This is a genomic window from Mediterraneibacter torques (assembly GCF_044591705.1).
GTDB lineage: Bacteria > Bacillota > Clostridia > Lachnospirales > Lachnospiraceae > Mediterraneibacter > Mediterraneibacter torques.
The window spans coordinates 2,358,641-2,381,633 of sequence record NZ_CP172594.1 but is presented as its reverse complement, the minus strand read 5'-3'; the positions used below and the strand labels follow the sequence as shown (position 1 = coordinate 2,381,633).

At 43.4% G+C, this 22,993-nt stretch carries 18 protein-coding genes; all 18 read left to right on the top strand.

Annotation, left to right across the window (positions count from 1 at the left end):
- The first annotated feature begins 15 nt into the window (after positions 1-15).
- The 18 genes from ACH9UM_RS11185 (at position 16) to ACH9UM_RS11100 (ending at position 22,931) form a co-directional block, all read left to right on the top strand.
- Positions 16-2,661: a valine--tRNA ligase gene (locus ACH9UM_RS11185; protein WP_004846750.1), complete on the top strand. Its 2,646-nt coding sequence runs from the start codon at positions 16-18 to the stop codon at positions 2,659-2,661.
- Complete coding sequence (locus ACH9UM_RS11180) at positions 2,654-4,852, top strand: LTA synthase family protein (protein WP_009243591.1); 2,199 nt, start codon at positions 2,654-2,656, stop codon at positions 4,850-4,852. Before ACH9UM_RS11185 ends, ACH9UM_RS11180 begins: the two co-directional genes overlap by 8 nt.
- Complete coding sequence (locus tag ACH9UM_RS11175) at positions 4,849-6,153, top strand: folylpolyglutamate synthase/dihydrofolate synthase family protein (protein ID WP_009321398.1); 1,305 nt, start codon at positions 4,849-4,851, stop codon at positions 6,151-6,153. Before ACH9UM_RS11180 ends, ACH9UM_RS11175 begins: the two co-directional genes overlap by 4 nt.
- 1 nt (position 6,154) lies before the next feature.
- Positions 6,155-6,289 carry a hypothetical protein gene (locus tag ACH9UM_RS11170; protein ID WP_004846746.1) on the top strand — a complete coding sequence of 45 codons (135 nt, stop codon included), beginning with the start codon at positions 6,155-6,157 and terminating at the stop codon, positions 6,287-6,289.
- A gap of 20 nt (positions 6,290-6,309) precedes the next feature.
- Positions 6,310-7,632 (top strand): tetratricopeptide repeat protein, encoded by a 1,323-nt coding sequence (locus tag ACH9UM_RS11165; RefSeq protein ID WP_009243589.1) that lies wholly within the window; start codon positions 6,310-6,312, stop codon positions 7,630-7,632.
- A 182-nt stretch (positions 7,633-7,814) separates the two neighbouring features.
- Complete coding sequence (gene spoIIAA, locus ACH9UM_RS11160; protein WP_004846741.1) at positions 7,815-8,129, top strand: anti-sigma F factor antagonist; 315 nt, start codon at positions 7,815-7,817, stop codon at positions 8,127-8,129.
- Positions 8,126-8,581: an anti-sigma F factor gene (gene spoIIAB, locus ACH9UM_RS11155; protein WP_004846740.1), complete on the top strand. Its 456-nt coding sequence runs from the start codon at positions 8,126-8,128 to the stop codon at positions 8,579-8,581. The genes spoIIAA and spoIIAB overlap by 4 nt, the downstream gene beginning before the upstream one ends.
- A complete protein-coding gene (gene sigF, locus ACH9UM_RS11150) occupies positions 8,560-9,279 on the top strand; it encodes an RNA polymerase sporulation sigma factor SigF (RefSeq protein WP_009243588.1) in 720 nt (239 codons plus the stop codon). Before spoIIAB ends, sigF begins: the two co-directional genes overlap by 22 nt.
- Positions 9,280-9,368: 89 nt before the next feature.
- Complete coding sequence (locus ACH9UM_RS11145; protein ID WP_004846736.1) at positions 9,369-9,554, top strand: hypothetical protein; 186 nt, start codon at positions 9,369-9,371, stop codon at positions 9,552-9,554.
- Positions 9,526-10,188, top strand: coding sequence for a stage V sporulation protein AA (locus tag ACH9UM_RS11140; protein WP_009243587.1), 663 nt, complete (start codon positions 9,526-9,528; stop codon positions 10,186-10,188). The genes ACH9UM_RS11145 and ACH9UM_RS11140 overlap by 29 nt, the downstream gene beginning before the upstream one ends.
- Positions 10,172-10,636 (top strand): stage V sporulation protein AB, encoded by a 465-nt coding sequence (locus ACH9UM_RS11135; protein WP_004846726.1) that lies wholly within the window; start codon positions 10,172-10,174, stop codon positions 10,634-10,636. Before ACH9UM_RS11140 ends, ACH9UM_RS11135 begins: the two co-directional genes overlap by 17 nt.
- A gap of 210 nt (positions 10,637-10,846) precedes the next feature.
- On the top strand, positions 10,847-14,455 hold the full coding sequence (locus tag ACH9UM_RS11130) for an ABC transporter ATP-binding protein/permease (RefSeq protein WP_009320087.1): 3,609 nt from the start codon (positions 10,847-10,849) through the stop codon (positions 14,453-14,455).
- Between the two features lie 104 nt (positions 14,456-14,559).
- Positions 14,560-14,727 carry an AAA family ATPase gene (locus ACH9UM_RS11125; protein WP_004846721.1) on the top strand — a complete coding sequence of 56 codons (168 nt, stop codon included), beginning with the start codon at positions 14,560-14,562 and terminating at the stop codon, positions 14,725-14,727.
- Positions 14,728-14,783: 56 nt separating this feature from the next.
- Entirely contained in the window at positions 14,784-15,728 is a 945-nt protein-coding gene (locus ACH9UM_RS11120) for an AEC family transporter (RefSeq protein ID WP_009320085.1), read from the top strand.
- Positions 15,729-16,079: 351 nt separating this feature from the next.
- A complete protein-coding gene (locus ACH9UM_RS11115; protein ID WP_400091360.1) occupies positions 16,080-20,366 on the top strand; it encodes an InlB B-repeat-containing protein in 4,287 nt (1,428 codons plus the stop codon).
- Positions 20,367-20,739: 373 nt separating this feature from the next.
- Positions 20,740-21,075 carry a nucleotidyltransferase domain-containing protein gene (locus ACH9UM_RS11110; RefSeq protein WP_009243581.1) on the top strand — a complete coding sequence of 112 codons (336 nt, stop codon included), beginning with the start codon at positions 20,740-20,742 and terminating at the stop codon, positions 21,073-21,075.
- Positions 21,062-21,475: a HEPN domain-containing protein gene (locus tag ACH9UM_RS11105; protein WP_004846709.1), complete on the top strand. Its 414-nt coding sequence runs from the start codon at positions 21,062-21,064 to the stop codon at positions 21,473-21,475. The genes ACH9UM_RS11110 and ACH9UM_RS11105 overlap by 14 nt, the downstream gene beginning before the upstream one ends.
- Positions 21,476-22,052: 577 nt before the next feature.
- Complete coding sequence (locus ACH9UM_RS11100) at positions 22,053-22,931, top strand: class I SAM-dependent methyltransferase (RefSeq protein WP_009243579.1); 879 nt, start codon at positions 22,053-22,055, stop codon at positions 22,929-22,931.
- The last annotated feature ends 62 nt before the right edge of the window (positions 22,932-22,993 follow it).

Genomic DNA, 22,993 nt, shown 5'->3' with positions numbered 1-22,993 from the left:
AGAAAGGAAAAAAGAATGAGCAAAGAACTGGCAAAGACATATGATCCGAAAGCGATCGAAGAAAAATTATATGAGAAGTGGTGTGAAAACAAATATTTTCACGCTGAGGTTGACAGGAGCAGAAAACCGTTTACAACGGTGATGCCGCCTCCGAACATTACCGGAAAACTTCATATGGGTCATGCGCTTGACAACACATTGCAGGATATCCTGATCCGTTATAAGAGAATGGAAGGCTACAATGCGTTATGGATTCCGGGAACGGACCATGCGGCTATCTCTACAGAAGTAAAAGTTACGAATCAGCTCAAAGAAGAAGGTATTGATAAGAAAGAACTTGGACGGGAAGGATTCCTTGAGCGTACATGGCAGTGGAAAGAAGAGTATGCCGGAACAATCGAGAATCAGCTTAAGAAGCTCGGTATTTCCTGCGACTGGGACAGAGAGCGTTTTACGATGGATGAGGGATGCTCGAAAGCGGTTGAAGAAGTATTTATCAAATTATATGAAAAAGGATATATTTACAAAGGATCAAGGATCATCAACTGGTGTCCGAAATGTAAGACATCTCTTTCAGATGCAGAGGTAGAGCATGAAGAGCAGGAAGGACATTTCTGGCATATCAAATATCCGATCGTAGGAACAGACCGTTTCCTTGAGATCGCGACAACGCGTCCGGAGACGCTTCTTGGAGATACGGCGATCGCGGTACATCCTGATGACGAGAGATATCAGGATATTATCGGCAAAAACGTGATCCTTCCGCTTGTAAACAGAGAGATCCCGATCGTGGCGGATTACTATGTAGACAAAGAGTTCGGAACAGGAGCGGTAAAGATCACTCCGGCACATGACCCGAATGACTTTGAAGTAGGAAAACGTCATGATCTGGAAGAGATCAATGTAATGAACGATGACGCTACGATCAATGAAAAGGGCGGAAAATACGCAGGTATGGAACGCTATGAGGCGAGAAAGGCAATCGTAAAAGATCTTGAAGAGCAGGGATATCTCGTGAAAGTTGTTCCGCATACACATGCAGTCGGAACACACGACCGATGCGGTACGACAGTTGAGCCGCTCATCAAACAGCAGTGGTTCGTGAAGATGGAAGAGCTTGCAAAACCGGCGATCGAGGCGCTCAAAAGCGGAGAATTAAAATTTGTGCCTGAACGTTTCGATAAGATTTATCTTCACTGGCTTGAAAATATCAAAGACTGGTGTATTTCCAGACAGATCTGGTGGGGACACAGAATTCCGGCATATTACTGTGACGAATGCGGAGAATTTGTCGTAGACAGACACGCTCCGGAGAAATGCCCGCATTGCGGATGCACGCATTTTACACAGGATGAAGATACGCTTGATACATGGTTTTCATCAGCGCTCTGGCCGTTCTCTACACTCGGCTGGCCTGATAAGACGGAAGATCTTGATTACTTCTATCCGACAGACGTGCTTGTGACAGGATACGACATCATTTTTTTCTGGGTGATCCGTATGGTATTCTCAGGATATGAGCATACAGGAAAATCTCCGTTCCACACAGTACTGATCCACGGACTTGTAAGAGATTCACAAGGCCGAAAGATGAGTAAGTCTTTAGGAAACGGAATCGATCCGCTGGAGATCATCGACAAGTACGGCGCGGACGCACTTCGTCTGACTCTTGTTACCGGAAATGCACCGGGAAATGACATGCGTTTCTATAATGAGAGAGTTGAGGCAAGCCGTAACTTTGCCAATAAAGTATGGAACGCATCCCGTTTCATTATGATGAATATGGATGAAAATATTATTGACGAACCGTCTCATGATCTGTTTACTCCGGCAGACAGATGGATCTTATCGGCTGCGAATACGCTTGCAAAAGACGTGACGGACAATATGGACAAATTTGAGCTTGGTATTGCGGTTCAGAAAGTATATGACTTTATATGGGATGAGTTCTGCGACTGGTATGTAGAGATGGCAAAATTCCGTATTTACCACAAAGAGGAAGCTCCGGAGGCCGCAAACTGCGCTCTCTGGGTATTGAAAACTGTGTTGGCTCAGGGATTGAAACTGCTTCACCCGTTTATGCCGTTTATAACAGAAGAGATTTACGGGGCGCTCGTTCCGGAGGAAGAGTCGCTTATGATGTCCGAGTGGCCGAAATACAAAGAAGAGTGGAATTTTGCGCAGGATGAGTTTGTCATGGAACGCGTGAAAGCGGTGACAAGAGGCATCCGAAACATCCGTGCGGAGATGGACGTTCCGAACAACCGTAAAACAAACGTATTCATCGTCAGCGAAAAAGAAGAACTGACAAAAGCGATTGAAGGATTTAAACAGTCGGTAATGCCGCTTATGTTGGCGTCCGACATCATCGTGCAGAGCACAAAAGAGGGAATAGAGGACAATGCGGTATCCATCGTAGTTCCTGATGCGGTCGTATATCTGCCGCTTGAGGATCTTGTGGATTTCGAGCAGGAAAAAGAGAGACTTACAAAGGAAGAAGAGAGACTGAACAAAGAGATCAAACGTGCGAAAGGAATGCTTGCAAACGAGAAGTTCGTAAGCAAAGCTCCGGAGGCAAAAGTTCAGGAAGAGAGGGACAAACTCGAGAAATACGAGCAGATGCTCGCACAAGTAAAGGAGAGAATGGTAGGTCTTGGCTAATATAAAAGGTTTTTTTACAAAAGTCAGAAATCTGAAAAAAGAAGATATTAAGGAACACTTTAAAAAGAGGAAAGAACGCAGGCAGATGATCTTGGAAAAACGGCGCAATGGAAAGTTCGCCAAGAAGATGCAGCCGGTTTATAAGTGGATGAACCGGCTGTCTGTTCCGCTTCAGTTTCTGCTTGCATGTATCATTAACTTTTTCATCGAAGTCATCTCAAGACTTTCGTTTGGAGAGGCGTGGGCGTATCTTACAAAAACGCCGCTTGTGTTTTTGTATAATTCATGCATGATATTCGTTACATTTACGATCGTTTATCTGGTGCGAAGGCGTGTGTTTACAAGAATATTGCTCAGCGTGTTCTGGCTGTTTTTGGGAATCTGCAACGGATATCTGCTGACGAAGCGTGTAACCCCCTTTAATGCACAAGATTTGAAAGTCCTTTCAGACGCATTGGAGTTGACGGGAAATTATTTTAACACGTTTGAGCTTATTATGATCATTATCGGTGTGACCGCTTTGATCGTATGGGTCGTTTCGATGTGGAAACGGGGCGGACAGTACACAGGAAAGATGCACCGCTGGATCGCGCTTGGCGGAGTTGTCGCTTCCTTTGTCGGCTGTATGGCGCTGACAAATCTGGCGATTGACAAACGTGTCATTTCTAATTACTTCGGAAACATTGCGTTTGCATATGAAGATTATGGATTTCCGTATTGCTTCTCGGCAAGTTTGTTTAATACAGGGATCAACGAGCCGACAGGATATGGCAAAGAGACGATGGAGAAGATCAACGAAGAAGAAAAACTGACGAAAAGTTCGACGGGAAGATCGGAAGAACAGCGTCCGAATATTATTTTCGTACAGCTTGAGTCGTTTTTCGATCCGACAGAGGTAGAGTGGCTTCGCTTCTCCGAAGATCCGATCCCGAATTTGAGAAAAATGTTCAGCGAATATTCAAGCGGATACTTTAAAGTGCCGTCAGTCGGCGCGGGAACGGCAAACACAGAATTTGAAGTTCTCACAGGAATGAGTATGCGTTTCTTCGGACCGGGAGAATACCCATATAAAACATATGCAAAGACTCGTACGTTAGAGAGCGCGGCGTCTGCCCTTAAAGGGCTTGGATACGGCGCCGAAGCTCTTCATAATAACGGAGGAAATTTCTACAGCCGCGCCCAGGTATTTAACAACATGGGATTTGATCATTACACAAGTAAGGAGTTTATGAATATACTCCAGACAACGCCGAAAGGATGGGCGACAGACGATATTCTCGTTCCGAATATTATGGAGTCTATGGATACGACCGAAGGGCAGGACTTTGTGTTTACAGTCAGCGTAGAAGGTCACGGAGAGTATCCGACAGAAAAAGTGTTGGAAGATCCGGAGATCGTTGTAAGCGGCGTGGAAGATGAAGGCGAAAGAAATGCATGGGAATATTATGTAAATCTTGTCCATGCAATGGATGAATTTGCCGGAGATCTCGTACGCGCCGTGGAGGAAAGAAACGAGCCGACTGTACTTGTGTTCTACGGCGATCATCTTCCGACGATGAATCTGGAAGCAAAAGACCTAAAGAGCAGATATCTGTACAATACAAATTATGTTATATGGGATAACATCGGGTTAGAGAAAAAGGACGGAAACGTAGCGGCATATCAGGTGATGGCAGATGTGTTTGAAAGACTGGATATCCATGCCGGAACAGTATTCAACTATCATCAGCAGCGCCGCCATACGAAAAATTATCTGGCAGACCTGGAACTGCTGCAGTACGATATCATGTACGGCGATCAGTACGTTTACGCAGAAGAAGGCTCTCCGATGAAAGAAGGCCATATGTATATGGGCGTAAAAGACGCCGTGATCTCACAGGTGACAGAACAATATAATAAAACATACAGTATTTACGGAGAGAATTTTACGAAACAAAGTAAAGTATTTATTAACGGGGAAAAGCAAAAGACGACGTTTTTAAATAACACCCGTCTGGATCTGAAAGAGTCAAAACTTTCCGACGGAGACACGATCATGGTAGCGCAGGTCGGATCGAGCAATACGACGTTTCGGACGACGAAGACGTATAAGTATAACGCCGGAACGCTGACCGAGATGCCGCCGGAAAAAGATGCGCCGGAAAACGGCAGACAGGCGTTTGTCGTTGAGAAGGAAGAAAAAGAAAAATGACATACAGTGAAGCAGTAGACTATATACTGGACATTCCCAAATTTACAAAAAAAAATGATGCGGCACACACGAAAGCTTTTCTGAAAACGCTCGGAGATCCTCAGCGGAAAATGAGGATCATCCATGTGGCGGGAACAAACGGAAAAGGTTCTGTGTGCGCGTATCTGGACGGAATGCTCCGTTCGGAACAGAAACGAACGGGGCTTTTTACGTCTCCCCATCTTGTAAAGATCAACGAGAGGATCGTTATAGACGGACAGATGATTTCGGATGAAAGATTTCTCGAAGTATTTGAAGAAACGATGCAGGCAGTGGACAAGATGAAAGAAGCAGGGCTTTCTCATCCTACTTTTTTCGAGTTCCTTTTCGGTATGGCGGTGCTTGCATTTGCAGAAAGCGGCGTGGAATATGCCGTTCTTGAGACAGGACTGGGGGGAAGGCTTGACGCGACGAACGCCGTGGAATCTCCGGCGGCATCAGTGATCACTTCGATCGGTTTTGATCATGAACAGTATCTCGGAGATACGTTGGAGAAGATCGCATCTGAAAAAGCGGGCATTATCAAGCCTCATGTTCCCGTATATTATGCGCAGACGACGGGAGAAAGCGATTCGGTAATTGAAAAAGAAGCAAAAAAGCGCGGAAGTTTCTGTAAAAAAATAGGGAAAGATGCGTACGAAATTCTTGGAATCGAAGACAAACATATTGCATTTTCATGTTTGAATGATTATTATGGAACTACCACGTGGAAATTGAACAATATCGGTTTGTACCAGCCGCATAACGCATTGCTTGCGATGGAGGTGATGCGTGGTCTGTTCGGAGAAAACGGACATCCGCATTTATGGAAAGAGGCTCTTGAGGCGGTGAGATGGCGCGGAAGGATGGAAGAAGTTCTGCCCGGAGTATATGTGGATGGAGCACATAACATAAGCGCGGTCAAGGCGTTTGCAGAGACAGTGGAAAAGGCCGGGTTTGCAGATGCGGTTTTGTTTTCCGCGGTTCGGGATAAAGACTATGAAGAAATGATAAAATATCTCTGTGAGCATACAGAGGCGGCATGCTATATCGTGACGCAGATTGAAGACGCGAGGGGGACGCGGGCGGACGAACTGGGAGTAGTTTTTCGGAAGTACACCGACAAACCCGTCCGTGTGATCGGTTCGGTGAAGGATGCTTTTGAATATGCGGTGAGCAGCAGAAGAGGCGGCAATGTATACTGTCTTGGGTCGCTGTATCTGACCGGAATGATCGAGGGGTATCTCGGCAGCAGGGAAAACCAGATTCGGGGAGGTAGATAAAATGCTGGATTACGAAGAAGAATTAAAAAAATTCAAGCCAAGCCTTGAAGTGGATGATATTGAAAATGCGGTTTATCAGGAAGACTTGACGGATATGACCGATCTGTTAAAGCAGGTAATGGATCAGAAGAAGTAGAAAGATAATGGTGGGTATAAATGGAATATACGAAAAAGATCGTATATCAGTCAAACTACTGGTATAACGACGGTCTGAGAAAGGCGAAGATCCGCGATATGTCGGGAGCGATCATGTCTTTGCGGAAAAGTCTTCAGTTCAACAGGGAGAATATAGCCGCGAGAAATCTTCTCGGTCTCGTGTATTATGGGATCGGAGAAGTGCCGGAAGCTCTTGTGGAATGGATCATCAGCAAGAATTTAAAGTCCCGGGACAACATTGCGGATTATTACATTAAAAATGTTCAGTCGTCCGCCAAGGAGCTTGAGCAGATCGATCTTGCGATCAAGAAATACAATCAGTGTCTTACATATTGCAGACAAAACGGGGAGGATCTGGCGGCGATTCAGTTAAAACAGGTGATCGCGGCACATCCGACATTTTTAAAGGCGTATCAGCTTTTAACCTTGATCTATCTGCATACGGGGCAGTATTCTCAGGCGAGACAGACGATCAAGACGGCGAGAAAACTTGACACGACGAATGAGATCACTCTTTTGTATATGCATGAGCTGACAAAAAAGGGGAAAAAGAAAACAAAAGAAGAGAAAAAGAAAGAAGAAGCGGTTGAATACAGTCTTGGAAACGAGACGATCATACAGCCGAAGCATTCCAGATTCAGACAAGTTACGGCCCAGCTTGCGGTTGCCAATATCTTTATCGGAGCGGCGATCGGAGCGGCGATCATCTGGTTTCTTGTGGCGCCTGCCGTGAATCAGTCCAGATCTGAGCGGATGAACGATCAGATGAGAGAATACGCAGACGAGATCAAGTCGTTAGAAGCGCAGGTCAGCGCTCAGACGCGGACGCTTGACAATTACAGAGCTTCAGGCGAAGATGCGCAGGCGAATGCCGAGCTGGCACAAAAGACAGCGGAAGGCTATGAAAAACTGCTGAGTGTGGAAGGGCAGTTCCTTTCAAATGATTATGATGACGCCGCATTGGCAGATGCTCTTCTTGGGATTAGCAGAGACACGTTGAAACAGACAGGACAGGTCAAGTATGATGAGATAGCGGCTGCCGTTTATCCCGGAGCGTGTGAGGTGAAATTAGCAGAAGGAACACAGGCGCTGAATTCAGGTGATTATGCAGGGGCGATAGACCCCTTGTCTAAAGTTGTGCTCATGAACGAAGGATATAACGACGGGCAGGCGCTTTTGAATCTGGCGCAGGCTTATAAAGGAAGCGGAGATAACGAAAACGCGACAGTTTATTTCCAAAAAGTGATAGAAAAATACGCGGGTTCGGAATATGCCGCAGAAGCTCAGAGCGGACTTGCTGAGATTACAAATGAAAATAATTAATACATTACGAAAGAAAAGGAGATGCCGGGAGGCATGTCCTTTTTTTGTATAGGCAACGAGCCAAAGTCCGGGCTTGCCCGAGACCTTGGCGACTGCTTACAATCCCGGAATGTGCCTTTTGGCACTTCCGGTGATTATATAGATTTTTGAATTTAAGATGCCGAAAAGGAGACGACGAAGCGATGGAATATCAGGTACAGGAAAATTGTCTGACGATTTATCTTCCGGCAGAAGTGGATCATCATAATGCGGAGGAGATGAAGCGTAAGGCAGATAAACTAATCGATCGAAATCACATTAAATACGTGATCTTTGATTTTGAAAATACAGATTTTATGGATAGTTCCGGTATCGGAGTTATTATGGGGCGATATAAAACGATTTCTCTGATCGGAGGAGAAGTGTGGGCGGTGCATACAAATGCACGCATCCGTAAAATACTGACTTTGTCAGGGGTGACAAAAATAATGCAGATCTATGAGGAGGAAGAAGAATGACACCTGCAAATGAAATGGAATTAAAGTTTGACAGCAGGTCGGCGAACGAAGGCTTTGCCCGCGTGGCGGTAGCGGCGTTTATGACGCAGTTGAATCCGACGGTAGAGGAGGTTGCAGATGTGAAAACCGCCGTGTCGGAAGCTGTGACAAACGTCATTATCCACGGATATGAAAAAGAAGTACGCAAAGTATATATCAAATGTATGATTGAAGAAAACATATTTACAGTGGAAGTGTGCGATCAGGGAAAAGGAATTGAGAATATCGAGGAGGCAATGTGTCCGATGTATACGACCAGACCGGATCAGGATCGGTCAGGTATGGGATTTGCGTTTATGGAGGCGTTTATGGACAGCGTGGAAGTAGAGTCTGAACTCGGGAAAGGAACGCGGGTGCGGATGAAAAAGGCAGTCGGAAAAGGCAGGGATATATGGACGACACAATCGCTTTGATCAGAAAGTCACACAGTGGGGATAAGGCGGCAAGAGAACAGCTTGTAAAAGAAAATGTCGGACTGGTGCACTGTGTCGTGAAACGTTTTCTTGAAAGGGGCGCGGAACGCGAAGACTTGTTCCAGATAGGGAGCATCGGCTTGCTTAAGGCGATCGATAAGTTTGATCTGACATATAATGTAAAGTTTTCTACTTATGCAGTTCCGCTTATTTCCGGGGAAATCAAGCGTTTCCTGCGGGATGACGGAATGATAAAAGTGAGTCGTTCGCTAAAAGAGATCGCTTATAAAAGCGTACAGGCAAGAGAACGTCTCATCAGTTCGCTGGGGCGCGAGCCGACAATAGAAGAGTTATCAGAAGAAGTCGGAGTGGAAAGAGAAGAACTTGTACAGGCGATGGAGGCGGGATGCGAGATTGAATCCATTTACCGGCCGGTTCATCAAAAAGAAGGAAGCGAGATACGGCTTCTTGATAAATTAGAAGAAAAAGAGAAAAGAGAAGACAAGATCTTGGATCTGATCGTTCTCAAAGAACTTCTCGAGACACTGGATGAAGAAGAAAAACAGTTGATTTTTCTTCGGTATTTTGCTGATCGGACACAGAGCGACGTAGGAAAGATCATGGGAATTTCTCAGGTGCAGGTGTCGAGATCCGAGAAACGGATCATTGAAAAATTAAGAAAAAAAGGAGGAAGATAAAAGAATCGTATAAAATCCGGCAAAGGCAGCATACTACAGTAAAAAGAAGTGGATTTACTGAAAAATGCAGTGAAAAGGAGTCGGATCATATGATGGAAGATGGAAACGGACGAAAAAAAGTATGGATTTGTCTGTCGATTGTCGTGCTTGCGGCGGTTGTAATCGGAGCAGTGTATTACATGAATATGCCGAAGGAACACTCGGAAGAAGGATTTTTAATCCGGAGAGAAAGCGAGGACTGTGCGGATGGCATCAGGGAAAACGCTCTATATTAAAGGCGATAGAGATGTGGAGGTGACTAAGCCGGATGTAACACTTGCAGATCTGCTTTCTATGGAGTGCTCCGATCAGTCGCTTCTTCCGAAGCTTAAAACAATGAAAATATTGAAGTTTAAGAAAACGGGCAATCAAAGATGTGTGATTTCGGTGCTGAAAATAATCGCATGTATCCACGGCCAATATCCGGATATGGAAGTGCAGAATCTGGGAGAAACAGATATGATCGTAACATACGAAGATCAGAAAACACCGTCTTATGCATGGCATCTTACAAAAACTGCCTTTGTGACGGCTGTGACATTTTGCGGGGCGGCATTTTCGATCATGGCGTTTAATAACGATGTAGATGTAACGAAACTGTTTGATCAGATTTATCATCTTGTCACCGGAAATAAGCCGGGCGGCATAACGATTTTGGAAATCGCATATTCTGCCGGGCTTATGATCGGTATTTTGATCTTTTTCAATCATTTCGGGAAACGCCGTTTTACAGTAGACCCTACGCCGATGGAAGTGCAGATGCGGGTGTATGAAAACGATATTCAGACAACGCTTATTGAAAATGCGGCAAGAAAAGAAAAAGAGATCGATGTCGGAAAAGGAGGCGGTATTCATGGGACAGGCGGCTGAGGTGATCGTGGAACAGCTTGTGCTGGCTCTTGTCGGATTGAGTGCAGGGGCGGCTGTGGCAGGCGGCTTATTTTCTTTTATCGTGGAACTCGGAGTGATCGCTGATTTTGCCGATCGGACACACACGGGAGACAAATTGCTTTTCTATGAAACATGTGTGGCGCTTGGCGGAATAATCGGAAATATCGTTTTTCTTTTTTACTCTTTTGCGCCGAATGCGGTATCGTTTGCTTCTGCGTCTTTTGCGTCCGGGGCGGTACAAGTTCTGTTTGGGATTTTTGCCGGGATTTTTGTCGGATGCTGGTCGATGGCGCTTGCGGAGATATTAAATGTTTTTCCGATCTTTATGCGCCGCGCGCGAATCGTCAGATACGCGTCTGTTTTTGTGATCGGCGCAGCCATAGGAAAAGGATTGGGAGCAGGATTGTTTTTCTTAAAAGGCTGGTAGAAGATGAAAGACAAGGCGGGATTTCAACAGGAAAATTATCTTGAAAGAGGCAGGGTTTTGGACTATCATTAATCTTAGTATTCTGAAAACAGGAAGCCCCTTGGCTTCAGACAATGGTAGTTCACTGCAGAAAGTCTGTCATATAGGGTGTATGAGATATTGTTTGGAAGATGACGATAGATTTAAGACACGGAAAGGAACGAAAACAGTATGCTTCAGATAAAAGAAATATGTAAGGAATACCGGACGGGAAGTCTTGTTCAAAAAGCGCTTGATAAAGTGAGCCTGAATCTGCGTGATAATGAGTTCGTGGCGATTTTAGGACCAAGCGGTTCGGGGAAAACGACGCTGTTAAATGTCATCGGAGGATTGGACAGGTATGACGGCGGAGACTTGATCATAAACGGGATTTCGACGAAGAAATACAAAGACCGGGACTGGGATTCGTATCGGAATCACACGATCGGTTTTGTGTTTCAAAGTTATAATCTGATCCCTCATCAAACACTTTTGGCAAATGTGGAACTGGCGCTTACGATTTCGGGAGTAGGCAAAGCGCAGCGCAGAGAACGTGCGAGACAGGCGTTGGAGAAAGTTGGCTTAGGCGAGCAGATCCACAAGCGCCCGAGTCAGCTTTCCGGCGGACAGATGCAAAGAGTTGCCATTGCAAGAGCGCTTGTAAATAACCCGGATATCCTCCTTGCCGATGAACCCACAGGGGCGCTTGACAGCGAGACAAGTATTCAGGTGATGGAGCTTCTTAAAGAGGTTGCGCAGGACAGGCTTGTTGTTATGGTAACTCATAATCCCGAGCTGGCGCAGCAGTATGCTACAAGAATCGTTGAGTTAAAAGACGGAAAGATTCGTTCGGACAGCGATGCATTTTATGTGGATGAAGAAACGGCAGACGTTCCGGAACATAAAAATATGGGGAAATCATCCATGTCGTTTCTGACGGCGCTTTCACTTAGCTTTCATAATCTCAAGACGAAAAAAGCGAGAACATTATTGACTTCTTTTGCCGGATCGATCGGAATTATCGGCATTGCGCTTATTCTCTCTTTGTCCGCAGGAGTGAATGACTACATAAAAAATATAGAAAGAGAAACGCTTTCCCAATATCCGCTTCAGATCCAAAGTACAGGATTTGATTTTACTTCGATGATGACAGGCGGGGAAGATTCGGAAGAAGTAAAAGCGGTGTCTGCGGGAACGGGAACATCTTCAAAAGAGCGGCGGGAAAAAGAAAATATATGGGTGATCGACATGGTCACGAATATGTTTTCGACAATGGATTCAAATGATCTGGAATCTTTGAAAAAGTTTTTAGACAGTAAAGAAAGCCGGATCGATCAATACACAAATGCAGTTGAGTATTCTTATCAGGTTGTTCCGCAGATCTATGCGCAAGACGGGGAGAAAGTCCGTCAGGTACATCCGGACCGCTCTTTCGAGGCGGCAGGGCTTGGTTCGTCTGTCGGCTCAAACAGTCTGATGTCTTCGATGATGAGTACAGACGTCTTTTATCAGATGCCGGCAGATTCCGATCTGTATAAAGATCAGTACGATGTGAAAGCCGGCAGGTGGCCGAAATCATACAATGAATGCGTGCTTGTGCTGACGTCCGGCGGAGGTATGAGCGACCTTTTGCTGTACACGCTGGGCTTAAGAGATCCGTTGGAGCTGGAAGAGATGGTTGCGGGATTCGTCGAGGAAGAGCAGATCGAAGTTCCGAAAGATTCAACTGTCTATACATATGATGATATTCTCGGAAAAGAGTTTAAACTGGTAAACAGTGCGGATTACTATGAGTATGACAACAGTTATCATGTGTGGAAAGATCGTTCGGGAGATCAGACGTACATGGACAAAGTTGTGAAAAATGCCGAGCCGATCCGGATCGTCGGCATCGTTCAGCCTGTAAAAGATGCAAACGGAGCAGCTTTGATGTCAGGCATCAATTATCCAGCTTCATTGACAAAACATGTCGCAGAAGAAGCGGAAAACTCAAAAATAGTCAAAGATCAGAAGGCAGATCCGAAACGAAACGTTCTTACAGGGGAACATTTCGGGACAGAAAATGTAAAGGGCAACGTTAATATGGATTCTCTGATTACGATCGACGAACAAAAACTTGCCCGGGCATTTGCATTTGATCAAAATGCCTTTTCGGGAATGCAAAAAACGGATGGTCTTTCTGAGATTTTCCGTTCTGCCGGAAGTTCAGTCAATCTTTCGGGAATGTTAGATCTAAGTAAGATTCAAGTTCAGCTTCCCGAACTGCCGCAGATGAATCTGGAAGAATTGCTGGGAGACCTTGATCTTACAGTTTCGCCGGAAGGATTTTTGCCGCTGGCAGAAAGCCTGACAGAAGGGTACGCAGAATATGCGGCCGCGCATCCGGAGGCGGACTATTCTGCGCTTGCACAACAGTTCGGACAATACCTTGGAACGCCAAAAGCGCAGGAAATCATACGAAGAAATATCAGTGAGATCATCCAGTCGGGCGGCGGGATGTCCGTGACGATGGAACAGCTTCAGGCAATGGTGAAAGAAATAGCGAAAGGATACGGAAAATTTATCGTTGAAAACGGCTATCAGGATCCGTCTAAGTTTGATGAATATTTGGCGGAATATATGCAGACAGAAGAAGCGAAAGCGATATTGAACCGATATGCAAATGAGATTTTCGGAGGTATTGCAGGTAATGTTCAGATTACCGCAGAACAGCTTCAGAAGCTTTCAAAAGAGCTCACGGAAGGGTATCTTCCCTATGCGGCGGAAAACGGGCTGGCTGATCCGACAAAGATCGGAGAGCATTTTATTGCATATTTAAAAACGGAAGACGGACGGCAAAGACTGTCTGACGGGATGAAAGGAATCGTAGACGCGGACAGTCTGGAACAGCAGATCACAGACGCGTTCGGTTCTTATATGAAAGGCGCGGTTTCCTCTTATGCGGGAGCCGTAGGAACAGCGATTGAGAGGCAGATCACATCGGCTATGGAGCAGGTTATGAATCAGATGGCAGAAGGACTGCAGTTTTCTGTAGGACAGGCAATGACACAGATCGGAAGCAGTCTGCAAAATGCTATGCATGTAGATGAAGATGCGTTTGCCGAGGCGTTTCAGATGAATATGACAGGAGAGGAACTGGCAGAACTGATGATGTCTATGGGAGCTGCGAAAAATGCGACGTATGACAATAATCTCAAACAGTTAGGTTATGTTGATTTCGCTGTTCCGACTACGATTTCGATCTATCCGAAAGATTTTGAAAGCAAAGAAGAAGTCGTCAGAATTCTTGATGATTATAACAGAAAAATGGAAGAACAAGGAAAAGAAGAACAGGTTATCACATATACGGATATGGTCGGCGCGCTGATGTCGTCTGTGACACAGATCATAGACGTTATCAGTTATGTGCTCGTTGCGTTTGTAGCGATTTCCCTTATCGTATCATCGATCATGATCGGTGTGATCACCTATATCAGTGTTCTTGAGCGAAAGAAAGAAATCGGGATACTGCGCGCAATCGGAGCTTCTAAAAGTAATATTTCACAAGTATTTAATGCCGAGACGTTTATTATCGGTTTGTGTGCGGGCGTGATCGGGATCGGGATAACGCTTCTGCTTTTGATCCCGGGAAATGCTCTGATCCATCATTTGGCAGGAACGAATGACGTAAGTGCGGTTCTTCCGGTAATTCCGGCGATCATACTTATTATTCTCAGCGTAATACTGACGCTGCTCGGAGGACTGCTTCCGTCTAAAAAAGCTGCGAAAAGTGATCCTGTAACTGCCCTTCGGACAGAATAATTTCTTGCATAAGCAATCAAGACAGATAACCAATGCTTGCGGCTGTGTATGTATAGAAAATCTTGATATGAACTATAAAAGCGATGGAGAAGTGATTTTTGATTATGGAAAATAAAATTGTCATACAGAATTTTGGACCGGTAAAAGAGGCACAGATTAATTTGAATAAAAAATTTCAGATATTTATAGGCGCTCAGGCTTCCGGTAAAAGCACAATTTGCAAGGTGGTATATTTTGTTCAAAATATAGAAGAAAATATATCTTTTGTCTAAAGAACGGATGCCATATTACAAAAAGAAATACCGATAAGATATGAGGTGGAAGAAAAATGAAAAATTTAATCTTTAGTTTAAATGCGACAGTACCGGTTTTCCTGTTAATGGCGCTTGGGTTTCTCTTTCGGAAACTCGGATGGCTCGACGAAGTATTTGCATCGAAAATGAATCAGTTCGTCTTTCTTGTGCCGCTTCCGCTTCTTGTGTTTGAAGATCTTGCATCTGTCGATTTTCAGAAAGTGTGGAATTTAAAATTCGTTTTATTTTGTTTCTTCGTGACTCTTGCAAGCATTGCTCTTGCCGGTATACTTTCGTTATTATGGAAGGACAGGGGAATAAGAGGAGAGTTTATACAGGCGTCATACAGAAGCAGCGCGGCGCTTCTTGGGATCGCATTCATCCAAAATATATACGGAGATGCGGGTCTGGCGCCTCTTATGATCATCGGAAGCGTGCCGTTATATAACATGATGGCAGTCGTCGTCCTGTCCTTCTTTCAGCCGGAACAAAGAAAACGAGATAAGTTGTTATGGAAAAAGACGCTGAAAGGGATCGTGACCAATCCAATCATAATCGGCATAGCCGCAGGTCTTTTCTGGTCGGCGCTTCGGATACCGATGCCGTATGTAATAGAAAAAACAGTGTCAAATATAGGCGCTGTCGCGACGCCTCTTGGATTGATGGCGCTCGGCGCTTCTTTTGATGTTCAAAAAGCGCTTGGAAAGATCAAACCTGTCATTGCTGCCTGTATGTTGAAGCTTGTCGGATTTACAGCGGTGTTTCTGCCTTTTGCGGTGATGCTCGGATTTCGCAGAGAAGAATTGATCGCGATTCTCGTCATGCTTGGATCGGCGACAACAGTAAGCTGCTATGTTATGGCAAAAAATATGGGACATGAAGGCACGCTGACGTCAGGCGTCGTCATGCTGACTACAGTATTCAGTGCGTTTACATTAACAGGGTGGCTGTTCATTTTAAAAAGTATGAATTTGGTATGAATAAGAATGGTTTCCTTATAAAGTGAAACTTCGTATCCGCTTCTCTTTGGAAAACCTGAAGTTGGTCTCATACAGTATAAAATTATCTGTGTGAGATTAGGAGCGCATTGCATCAGTTGTGTTTTGTGTACAAAACTCACATAAAACAAACGAAAATAGGCACATATTATTACGGGAAATCATAAAAAATTCCGTTTTTACTCTAATCTATAAGGAAAAATGCATAAAAAACTTTAAAAAAAATTAATTTATGATAGAATATAAACAATACTGGTCTTTCGTGGGAGGAGAAAAACCAAAAGACAGTTTAGCAATAGCAGAAAAAACAGTATCGTAGAATGGAGAAAAAGTATGAAAAAGAAAATGTGGAGGACGGGGTTGTGCGGATTGACAGCGTGCAGCATGTTGTTCACTATGCCGGCGTTGGCATGGGCGGCAGATGAACCCCAAAACACGAACATTGATAACGGACTCATTGCGTATTATGACTTTGAGAATGTGAATGAGAAGAAAGTTCCGAACGTAAAAGATCAGTCAAAATATGAGGGTGAATTGAAAGGTTCAAATGTTTCGATTGCATCAGATACGATTTTTGGGAAATCCCTGAAATTTACAGAGGGAACTGAAGGTACTATGGAAATCCCTCAGATTATGAAGACGTCTCAGAACAGTTATTCGATTTCTTTGTGGTTCAAATATGATACGAATACAAATAGAGAAGGGAAAAATACAGTTCTGCTTCAGCAGAGCGGACAGGGGCGTACATTTTTACAGTTTACGAAAGATAATAAGTATGCGACTTATGTAAATGCGACGAATGTATATAGCGATAAGACGGTTGATCTTAGCCAGTGGCAGCATGTAATGGCTACATACAATAAAGATACAAAGAAAATTGCGTTTTATATAAACGGAGAAAAGGATAGCGAGAAAGATGCAGGTAATCAGGTTGTTAATGAGTTGACAAACCTTTTGATCGGGCGTCATAAAAATGCAGGAAATGACCCGCTTTCTATGAGAGGTCTTGTGGACGAAATCCGTGTATATGATAAAGTTCTCACAGCAGAAGAGGCAAAAGCTGTTTATGAATCAAAAGCAGGAGCAATGCTCTTCCCGCAGTTACAAGAAACGCTTAAAGAAGCAAAAGAGTTAGATGCATTAGGAAGTTTGGACACAGAAGCAGAAGAGGCAAAAGTGCTGAAAGAGGCGATTGCAGAAGCGGAAAAATTAACTGCCGAAAGTCAGTTGTCTGAAATTTCAGAGACAATTAAAGAACTGGAAGAGGCAATGAAGAATTACCGTGCGGCAATCGGAGTTGTACTTACAGTTTCACCTACGAAAGAAGAACGTTCGATTGAAAAGTCGACGATAGGTATTAACCATCGATATGCTTTCAACGGATATGGCTCTTTTGACAGTACAAAGATGGAAATGAAAGAAGAGTTCACGGATCTCTACAAAGAAGCAGGATTCGGATCTATCCGTTATCCGGGAGGAACGATCTCGAACCTGTTCCGTTGGAAAGAATCAATAGGACCAAAGGAAGAACGTGTAAATCAGATTCACGGATTCTACAATAATCCGGGACAAGGGGGAATTGCTCCGAACTTCGGTTTGACAGAAGTTGCCGATTTCGCGTACCGTGATGACATTCAGTCAGAAATCGTTTATGTATACGGTTTCGGACGTGGTTCTGCGCAGGATGCGGCAGATCTTGTAGAGTATCTGAACGCTCCGGCAGGAAGTAATCCGGGCGGTGGTGTTGCATGGGCAGATATCCGAAAAGAAAACGGACATGCAGAGCCGTACAACGTACGTTACTTTGAGATTGGAAATGAAAATAATCAACCGGGTACTGATGGAACAACATCTCAGCAGTATTGGATGATAGGAACGCAGGATGCCGAAAAAGCGTATGTAGAAGGTGGAGTTGCAAGCTTTACAAAACAGTATGCGGTGAAAAAAGATGACTGGAATAAGGCAGCATCTGTCAGTGACGGAACTGCAAATCAGGTTCGTTACATGCGTTATGCAAACCCGAATCCGATGACAGGAAAAGATGGAAAGACATTGGTTGAGAACTTTGAAGCTGTTCAAAAAGGAAGCGTTGAAGTATGGGTAGGCACTGACGGTGAAGGAAACAATCATAAATGGGAGGTTGTAGAAAGTCTTGACAACGCAGGAGCGAATGACCAGAAAGTGACAATCGACTACAGAGACGGATCAATCCACTTCGGAGACGGAACACATGGTAAAATCCCGGCGAAGGGACAACAAATCTATGTAACATATAAAGTTAAAAGAGACGGATTTGTAGCTGTTTCTAAAGCGATGAAAGATATGACGGCAGAGATTAACGAAATCAATGCTAAAAGCGGAAGTGCAGAAAAGGCATCCTGCTATGTATACTCCAGTTGGGAAACAAAAGGTTTTATTGATAAGATGGCAGCAGGTAACTGGAACGATTATTATGATGGTCTGACAATTCATCCATATTGTGGAGATCCGGGTGCGGATCAGGACAAAGGTGCGTTTTATGACTCGGCAATGCGTCTTGCGGAAAATGTAGGTATTCAGAAAGTTAAAAATTATGTAAACATGCTTCCGCAAGGAAAAGTTCCGGTTATATCTGAGTATGGTATTTTCAGATCTACATCGCCGCTTCTTCGTTCTCAGACACATGCAGTATATATTGCAAAAGTGCTTATGGAGTATGTTCGTCTCGGTAGTCCGTACATCCAGAAACACTGTCTTGTAGACTGGTATAGTAGTGGTGCAGACTCACTTGGACCTACACAGCAGGCGGTTATCCAGGCAGTACCGCAGACGGGCGCTAATCAGGGAACAGGAGAAGGGAACTTCCGTTTCTTCTCAACACCTTCAGCAAAAGTGTTCGAGTTATTCTCTAACTCATTTGCAAAAGGAACGAAAGTAGTCGGAACAGAGTTTGAACACGTAGAAACATTGGCAAACGGAACAAAAGCATATTCCGCAATCGCAAGTAAAGGTGATGACGGAACATTATATGTAACTGTAGTAAATACAGATCGTGAGAATGATAAGAAACTTCGTGTGAAAGTAGAAGGCGTAGACCTGACAGGCAAAACAGTAGAAGTACAGACGCTCGCGGGTGAAAGCTTCGTTGATGAAAACAGCTTGGCAGAGCCGGATAAAGTAACGATTGAAAACTCAACAGTTACGGCAGAAGGCACAGATCTTGAGCTGACGGCAAAAGCACACTCCGTAATGTCAATTACAGTGAAAGAAAAAGTGGATCCGCCTGCACCGGAGACATATACAGTAACAGCAAAAGCAAATAATAATGATATGGGAACTGTAACGATTGACCCTGTAAAAGATAAATACAATGCAGGCGAAAAAGTAACAGCAACAGCGACAGCAAAAGAAGGCTATGAGTTTGTAAACTGGACAGTAGACGGTCAAGAAGTTTCTACAAAAACTACATATGAACTTACAGTAGAAAAGAACACAGAACTGACAGCTAACTTTAAAGCAAAAGCTCCGGTAGAAGAGAAGTTTACAGTAACAGCAAAAGTAAATGACTCTAAGATGGGAACAGTAAAACTTGATCCTGACAAAGCAGAATATGCTAAGGGAGAGAAAGTAACGGCAACAGCAACGGCAAAAGAAGGCTATGAGTTTGTGAACTGGACAGTAGCTGGTAAAGCAGTTTCAACAGAAGCTACATATGAATTTACAGTAGATAAGAACGTGGAACTGACAGCGAATTTCAAAGAGACAGAAAAACCGGTAGAGAAGTTTACAGTAACAGCAAAAGTAAATGACTCTAAGATGGGAACAGTAAAACTTGATCCTGACAAAGCAGAATATGCTAAGGGAGAGAAAGTAACGGCAACAGCAACGGCAAAAGAAGGCTATGAGTTTGTGAACTGGACAGTAGCTGGTAAAGCGGTTTCTACAGAAGCTACATATGAATTTACAGTAGATAAGAACGTAGAACTGACAGCGAACTTCAAAGAGACAGAAAAGCCGGTAGAGAAGTTTACAGTAACAGCAAAAGTAAATGACTCTAAGATGGGAACAGTAAAACTTGATCCTGACAAAGCAGAATATGCTAAGGGAGAGAAAGTAACGGCAACAGCAACGGCAAAAGAAGGCTATGAGTTTGTGAACTGGACAGTAGAAGGGAAAGCGGTTTCTACAGAAACTACATATGAATTCTTAGTAGATAAGAACGTAGAACTGACAGCGAACTTTAAAAAGACAGAAAAACCGGTAGAGAAGGTTACAATAACAGTAAAAGCAAACGACTCTAAGATGGGAACGGTAAAACTTGATCCTGCAAAAGAAAGCTATGAAAACGGCGAAATTGTAACAGCGATTGCGACAGCAAAAGAAGGATACAAGTTTGTGAACTGGACAGTAGCCGGCAAAGTAGTTTCTGATAAAGCAGAGTACAAGTTTAAGGTTGACAGAGCAGCGGAGCTGCAAGCAAACTTTGTAAAAGTGTCAGAAGATCCGAAACCGGAGAATCCGAAGGATGAGGATAAAGCAGTTCAGACAGGAGACAACGGCGTATCACCGATCATTCCGCTTGCAGGGTTGATGTTAGCGGCAGGAGCGGCAGTCGTAGCTCTTCGCAAAAAAGAAGACTAATCTGAATATTTGAACAGTCTGAAAAACAGATCGGATAGCATAAAGATTGTCTTGATAAAAAGCAAAAAATGAAACAAAACCAGAGGCGCCGCGCTATGCGGCGTCTCTTTCTGTATAACGAATGGCGCGGGCTGAACTGCTACATATTTATAATCAGGTATCAAATAAAGATAGGAAAAGAAATAAAAATCGGTTATAATAAGTATAAGAAGGTTGACTGGTGGAGCAAATAAAAATGGATAGATATTTGAAATGAATGCTTATGAACGATTGATTTCGTGGAATAAAGGATAATGTTCATAAAATACAAATTTAAGGTATTGGAAAGTATGATTTTTAATAATAGAGAGTTGGTAAAAGAGGTGGTATATCTATGACAACAAGAGAGTTAGTGAGTCAATATGTTGAAGTGCTCTGTAAAATATACGGAAAACATTTGAAAACAGTTATTCTGTATGGTTCTTATGCAAGGGGCGATTATACAAAGGACTCGGATATAGATATTATGGTGCTTTTGGATTTAAGTGATATAGACATTAAAAAGTATCGTCATGAGTTATCTGGTGCAACCTATGATTTTAATATGGATTATGATGTAGATATTAAGCCGATAGCAAAGAATCAAGAGCATTTTAATAAGTGGGTAGAAGTGTATCCGTTTTATTCAAATGTGGCAAGTGAGGGGGTAAAGTTATTTGACGCAGCATAATGAAAAAGGCACAAGGCGAGATTTGGTTCTATATAGGTTGGAAGTTGCTAAAAGTGATATAAAATCAGCAAAAATTCTTTTAGATGCAGGAGAATGCAGGGGAGCGAATAACAGAGCCTATTATGGAATTTATCATGCTATTTCAGCTATTCATGCTTTAGATGGAAACGCATATAAGAGGCATAAGGATGCCCTTGCAAATTTTAATAAAAATTATATCAAGACAGAAATCTTCCCAAGAATTTTGGGAAGGAAAATTGCTGAGGCTGAAGAAATACGACATGCCAGCGATTATGATGACTTCTATATAGCGACTAGAGAAGAAGCTGAGGAACAAATTGACACAGCAGTAGAATTGGTTGAAAAAATAGAAGAATACGTCTTGAAAGAGATGGGATAATCGTTTTTGTATCATTCATGAAATATCTATGGAGATTTTTGAAGAGCAAAATGCATTGTGGGTATTAGAAGATACTGATATATATAAATATAGACTTATAGAATTGTGACAAAATAATATATTATTATCCTACACAGAAAGTGATATCGTTTGCATAAGCGCGGAGGTATCACTTTTTCGTTTGTGTTATAATCTGATATATAAAAATAAGAATAAAGAAAAGGAGACTGTTGCTATGAGATACATAGAAGAAAGGTGTTTTGATATGAAAGAAAACAAACGAACAATTTCTGTAGATTAACTTCTTTTTTGTAAAGATTGTGAAAATGAAACACTGTTTCTACATACGAAAAGACTCTATGCAGACAACGAAGAATATCTCTGTTATCCTCTAAACATTCTATTGTGAAATTACAGTGCAAATTGTCCGTAAAATGTGTTACACTTCTAATACAGCAAAAAATAGCTTTTGATTTATCACCGCAGGCTGATCGGTTTCTATAATGGCAGAACGATGAGCGCGGCGGAGCTGATAGGCTGATTTTTGTATGCTGTGTTGATATAGGAGGGAACGACTGTGGAAGCGTATACAAGTTTTGCGTATGTTTATGATACATTTATGGATAATGTTCCTTATGGCGAATGGGCGAGGCACATCCGCGAGAAGCTTTGCGAACATGGCGTGACAGACGGGATCGTGCTCGACCTCGGATGCGGAACAGGAACGATGACGGAACGGCTTGCCGGATATGGATACGATATGATAGGGGTCGATAATTCGGAGGAAATGTTAGAACTTGCGATGGAAAAGAAAACGGAGTCAGGATATGATATCCTCTATCTGCTTCAGGATATGCGCGGGTTTGAGCTGTACGGAACCGTTCGGGCGGTCGTAAGCGTCTGCGATTCCGTTAACTATATAACAGAACCAGACGAACTGGAAGAAGTCTTCCGACTTGTAAACAATTACCTTGATCCGAAAGGGATTTTTTTATTTGACTTCAATACTGTTCACAAATACCGCGATGTGATCGGTGACAGTACGATCGCGGAAGACCGCGGCGTGTGCAGCTTTATTTGGGATAACAGATACTATGAGAAAGAACAGATCAACGAGTACGATCTGACGCTGTTTATCGCGGAAGATTTTAACCCTATGGAAAATGCATATGTTTCAGAAAGAACGGCAGATTCGGAAGATGCTCTGCTTTCAGAAGAAGGAGCGGGTGACTTGGAAGATACTATGTTTTCAGAAGAAGAGGGTGGCGAAAACGGAAGTTTATATCGGAGATATACGGAGACGCATTATCAAAGAGGGTATACGCTTGCCGAGATACAAGAACTTCTGGAACGTGCAGGTCTTGTATTTATAGAGGCTTACGATGCGGATACGAAAGAGACGCCGAACGATACGAGCGAGAGAATATGCGTGATCGCCCGTGAAAACGGAAAATAAACAGAATGAGTAATAATAAAATAACGATAAATTCATGATAAATAAACAGAGCAAGCGACAAA

Excerpts from the sequence above, each read along its gene's own strand:
- ACH9UM_RS11185 (WP_004846750.1), top strand. The coding sequence starts at position 16 with ATGAGCAAAGAACTGGCAAAGACATATGATCCGAAAGCGATCGAAGAA.
- ACH9UM_RS11175 (WP_009321398.1), top strand. The coding sequence starts at position 4,849 with ATGACATACAGTGAAGCAGTAGACTATATACTGGACATTCCCAAATTT.
- ACH9UM_RS11170 (WP_004846746.1), top strand. The coding sequence starts at position 6,155 with ATGCTGGATTACGAAGAAGAATTAAAAAAATTCAAGCCAAGCCTTGAA.
- ACH9UM_RS11165 (WP_009243589.1), top strand. The coding sequence starts at position 6,310 with ATGGAATATACGAAAAAGATCGTATATCAGTCAAACTACTGGTATAAC.
- spoIIAA (WP_004846741.1), top strand. The coding sequence starts at position 7,815 with ATGGAATATCAGGTACAGGAAAATTGTCTGACGATTTATCTTCCGGCA.
- spoIIAB (WP_004846740.1), top strand. The coding sequence starts at position 8,126 with ATGACACCTGCAAATGAAATGGAATTAAAGTTTGACAGCAGGTCGGCG.
- sigF (WP_009243588.1), top strand. The coding sequence starts at position 8,560 with ATGGACGACACAATCGCTTTGATCAGAAAGTCACACAGTGGGGATAAG.
- ACH9UM_RS11145 (WP_004846736.1), top strand. The coding sequence starts at position 9,369 with ATGATGGAAGATGGAAACGGACGAAAAAAAGTATGGATTTGTCTGTCG.
- ACH9UM_RS11140 (WP_009243587.1), top strand. The coding sequence starts at position 9,526 with ATGGCATCAGGGAAAACGCTCTATATTAAAGGCGATAGAGATGTGGAG.
- ACH9UM_RS11135 (WP_004846726.1), top strand. The coding sequence starts at position 10,172 with ATGGGACAGGCGGCTGAGGTGATCGTGGAACAGCTTGTGCTGGCTCTT.
- ACH9UM_RS11130 (WP_009320087.1), top strand. The coding sequence starts at position 10,847 with ATGCTTCAGATAAAAGAAATATGTAAGGAATACCGGACGGGAAGTCTT.
- ACH9UM_RS11125 (WP_004846721.1), top strand. The coding sequence starts at position 14,560 with ATGGAAAATAAAATTGTCATACAGAATTTTGGACCGGTAAAAGAGGCA.
- ACH9UM_RS11120 (WP_009320085.1), top strand. The coding sequence starts at position 14,784 with ATGAAAAATTTAATCTTTAGTTTAAATGCGACAGTACCGGTTTTCCTG.
- ACH9UM_RS11115 (WP_400091360.1), top strand. The coding sequence starts at position 16,080 with ATGAAAAAGAAAATGTGGAGGACGGGGTTGTGCGGATTGACAGCGTGC.
- ACH9UM_RS11110 (WP_009243581.1), top strand. The coding sequence starts at position 20,740 with ATGACAACAAGAGAGTTAGTGAGTCAATATGTTGAAGTGCTCTGTAAA.